This window comes from Ruminococcus sp. (assembly GCF_017650195.1).
Taxonomy (GTDB): domain Bacteria; phylum Bacillota; class Clostridia; order Oscillospirales; family Ruminococcaceae; genus Ruminococcus.
On sequence record NZ_JAGCFH010000239.1, the window covers coordinates 1 to 2,573 of the forward strand.

Consider the following 2,573-nt stretch of genomic DNA (forward strand, 5'->3'; position numbering starts at 1 on the left):
AGAACGATAATAATTATCATTTTATAGTTGGAAAGTATAATGGAAAGATTATTACATACGCTACAATGGTGTTATACTATAATCTTTTTGATGGTACTTATCCGATTGCTTCTCTCTGGTATGTTTGTGTTCATAAGGATTATAGACGAATGGGGGTAGCAAGTGCCTTGTTTCGAGAGATAGACAGGATAGCTGATGAAAACAGTGTCGAGATAATTAGTTTAACATGCCTAAAAGAAAATACAGTTGCTCGAAAATTTTACAGATCGCTTGGATTCACTGAGGATTCTGAAGTTGCATTTGTAAAGAATATTTATGAACAGTGGGATTAGTATATAATAAGATGGTCTTCTTTTTATCATTGGTGATAAGATTAGAAGACCATCTTTTCTTTATTGTTGAATTATCAATTCTTCTAAAATAAAAAACGCGGTTTAGTTACCTAAACCGCGAATGTGTATGTGTTACAAATCAGATACTATGAGGACTCGGAGTTTGAAGTCGATGATTACAACGAATACTTTGTCAATGCTGAATGCACTCCCGTGCTGTATGAGGAGAAGTTTATTCCTGTACGCTGCAAGAACTGCGGTCGCTGGTTCATCATGAAGAATACTACTTTTTCACACTTCTGCAAACGACTTATCAGCAGCAATCCTCCGAAGACCTGCCGCGACCACGCTATGAGTCACAACTTCAAAGAGAAGCTGAAGAGCGATCCTATCTGGGAGATATACAATCGCGGCTACAAGCAGCACTACGCTCGCTTCATGAAAGGTAAAATGACAAAGGCAGAGTTTTCAGAGTGGGGAGAGTATGCTATTGAGCTGCGAACTAAAGCTGCCGACGGTGAGCTGGAGCTTGAGGAGTATCAGAGGTTGATAAGAATTTGAAAACATAGTGGCAGAAGACATATCTTAAAATAAAATGATGCGGCTCTAAACATGAAGCAATAAAGAATCGCTTGACTTTTCCAAACAGGTATAATATAATTATCATAAAGCAAGGGCGCTGCGGTTGTTTCCGTAAGCGCCTTTATTGTATTGGAGTGAATAGTATGAATAAAAAACCTGTTATCGGAGTTATACCGCTTATCGACTACAATAGAAACAGCTATTGGATGCTGCCGGGGTATTTCGGCGGTATCACTAAAGCAGGAGGTCTGCCTGTAATGCTGCCGCTGACCAGTAACATTGAAACTATCGAGCAGATAACATCTATGTGTGATGGCTTTCTGTTCACAGGAGGTCAGGACGTGGATCCGAAGCTTTACTCTGCTCGAAAGTCAGGCGTCTGCGGCGAGTGCAGTCCCGAGCGCGACGCTATGGAAAAACTGCTTCTAAAACGCGCAATGGAAGCTGATAAAGCCATACTCGGCATATGCCGCGGAATACAGTTCATAAACGCTGCACTTGGCGGAACGCTCTGGCAGGATATTCCCTCTCAGTTTTCTGATACGATACCACATTGTCAGAAGCCGCCGTATGATGTTCCGATACATGAAGTCAGCATAGAACATAGCTCACCCTTATACGCTATTCTGAAAACGGATACCATTTCTGTGAACAGTTATCATCATCAAGGAATACGCAAACTTTCTTCTGTGCTTTTACCTATGGCAGAAGCTCCCGACGGGCTTATTGAAGCTGTTTATGCTCCGAATAAAAAGTTCCTTTGGGCAGTACAGTGGCACCCCGAATTCTCCTATCTCAAAGACGAAAACAGCAGCCCTATCTTCAGGGAATTTGTTGCCCACTGTTAGTCTATAAGGTCATTCTGGAAACGTGATAAGTGCTCGAAAGGTAGGATCTGCCGACCTCTGAACAGTCCGCAGCCGTCGTTTATGAGTTGATTGTTTATAGCTTTGAACATATTCACATCCAATTCCGCAAGCTCCAGCTCCTGCAATTTTGTAAGCCGTTCATATGCTTCATCAAAATAAATACACTCTCCAACAGGTATTTCGTCCCGCTTGGTACGCCTTGCCTCCTGTAATTTTTCATAGCCGAAGTGGTTTGCATCGCCTATCTCCGCGAAGTCGTCCATATCCTTGGTGCGGAGCTGCAATTCCGTATAGCAACGTGCAAGATTGTCGTAAAAGGTAATGTGTATGGACTGATATCCCGTATTTCTCGGGAACGTAACATAGTCGCGGTAATAGGGCCTGACAGTTTCTTTGAGCTTGTCTGAATACCTGTCCTCGCCAAAGCCCGAAAGCTCTGCGGTGAAGCCCCTTTCCTCAAGAAATTCGGGCAGTACATCCGCTATCTCGTAGAGATACTTCTGCTCGACCTCGCTTCTGGATTCACCGTTTTTGATATGACAGGAAGGCATTGAAATAACTATACGGTATGCGATGAGGTCGCGGAAGCATATCAGCTTGCTTTTTATTTCGGCTTCAGACGGGAACTTCCCGTTTTTCTTGTAATACTTGTAAATGTATTCAAGGATATAACCGTTGAATTTTTCCTCGGCGCGGATAAGAGACTTTATACGCCCCTTGAAAGTGAACGCAAGGAATGGGTACTCCCTTGTCATGTATTTGTAAAACTCCTTTATCCTCTGCGACTGAG

At 42.8% G+C, this 2,573-nt stretch carries 4 protein-coding genes; 3 read left to right on the plus strand and 1 reads right to left on the minus strand.

The features are described 5' to 3' along the window. The 3 genes from J6U00_RS10920 to J6U00_RS10930 all read left to right on the plus strand — a co-directional run. The coding region (locus J6U00_RS10920; RefSeq protein ID WP_296581795.1) for a GNAT family N-acetyltransferase at positions 1-332 on the plus strand (332 nt) is incomplete at its 5' end. 129 nt (positions 333-461) lie between these two features. Next, a complete protein-coding gene (locus tag J6U00_RS10925; protein ID WP_296581797.1) occupies positions 462-893 on the plus strand; it encodes a DUF6076 domain-containing protein in 432 nt (143 codons plus the stop codon). 164 nt (positions 894-1,057) lie between these two features. Continuing rightward, positions 1,058-1,762, plus strand: a complete 705-nt coding sequence (locus tag J6U00_RS10930) for a gamma-glutamyl-gamma-aminobutyrate hydrolase family protein (RefSeq protein WP_296581798.1) — start codon at positions 1,058-1,060, stop codon at positions 1,760-1,762. On the opposite strand, the gene J6U00_RS10935 is transcribed toward J6U00_RS10930, so the two are convergent. Then, a partial coding sequence (locus J6U00_RS10935; protein ID WP_296581800.1) for a guanosine polyphosphate pyrophosphohydrolase occupies positions 1,759-2,573 on the minus strand: 815 nt, incomplete at its 5' end. The genes J6U00_RS10930 and J6U00_RS10935 overlap by 4 nt on opposite strands.

Excerpts from the sequence above, each read along its gene's own strand:
- J6U00_RS10930 (WP_296581798.1), top strand. The coding sequence starts at position 1,058 with ATGAATAAAAAACCTGTTATCGGAGTTATACCGCTTATCGACTACAAT.